This is a genomic window from Streptomyces sp. NPDC057939 (assembly GCF_042887545.1).
In the GTDB taxonomy this organism is placed as follows: domain Bacteria; phylum Actinomycetota; class Actinomycetes; order Streptomycetales; family Streptomycetaceae; genus Streptomyces.
Window position 1 is genome coordinate 1 of the sequence record NZ_JBHVPG010000134.1, and the last position, 1,026, is coordinate 1,026.

Sequence of the window (1,026 nt, forward strand, 5' to 3'; positions counted from 1 at the left end):
GGTACTTTGTTATGAAAAGATATTCGCATTCAATTCCGTTTTCGGATCTGTACTCCAGCCATTCCCTAACAAGATCAATAGCTCTTTGAGAAGGGAAGAGCGTGACTTTGTATCCTTCTTTTTCAATGACATCTTCCACCCGAAGTCTTTCAAAGTCAATTTGTTCAACTTTTACGTTGCTTATGGCATTAGCTCTGGCCATCGTGGAGAGACCGAATTCAAAGAAGAGCTCTAACTGAATATTTTCCTTCTTTTTAAGTCCTTTTCTGATTTCTTCGACTTGTTCTTTTGTTAGGAAGGTCTGTTTAATTTGAAGTTTTTCACCAGTTCCAGCCTTAGGCCTGTCCAAGAAGTCAACGGGATTCTCTTTGATCTTACGTTTTTTCCTTAAAAATAAAAAGAATGAGCTAATGCTACTCATTCGTCTCTGAATTCTTCGTTCATTATTACCTAGAATACTGGTACAGAATGCAACAAAGTCTTCAATTAAATCAACCATATCATCAGGATCTTCTTTAATAATATCCACAATGTGCTGATTATTGTAATTCTCTAAAATGTATACCAGCCATTGATTGAAATCTGATTGATATCCCACTTTACTGGATTCCGAAAGGTTCATGTTTTTAAAGACAAAATACTTTCGGATTAATTCCGCATTTTTGGGGTTAATTTTATTGACCTTTTCTTTTGTTGCATATGCTATCTTTTTTCTGGCCATTAATACACCACCGTTATTCTGTTTTAATACCACTTGCATTTAAATCTTTTTTCATAGCAGCAACTAATCGTCCATCTTTTAAGGATTCAGCAGTATTCTTCATGACTGGACGAGGTTTTCCGTAACCATAACCGTATTTATCTGGATACGTGTACCCTTGACCAGTCTCAACAACCGTAGCAACATCCTTGCCGTTGTCTTCACGATTGTTGTCTAATGAAATTCCGTTATATTCGTTTTGAATGACAAAGGAGTCCTTCAAAAGAGAAGTACGTTCATATACAAGAGGATCGTATGTGTCATAT

At 36.1% G+C, this 1,026-nt stretch carries 2 protein-coding genes; both read right to left on the reverse strand.

Going from position 1 to position 1,026, the window contains the following annotated elements; all coding sequences use genetic code 11:
- Window positions 1–760: tyrosine-type recombinase/integrase (locus ACFVS6_RS42995; protein WP_389711979.1), on the reverse strand; the 760-nt coding region annotated here is incomplete at its 3' end.
- Window positions 735–1,026 (reverse strand): hypothetical protein (locus ACFVS6_RS43000; protein ID WP_389711980.1); only part of this gene is annotated, 292 nt, incomplete at its 5' end. The genes ACFVS6_RS43000 and ACFVS6_RS42995, both read right to left, overlap by 26 nt.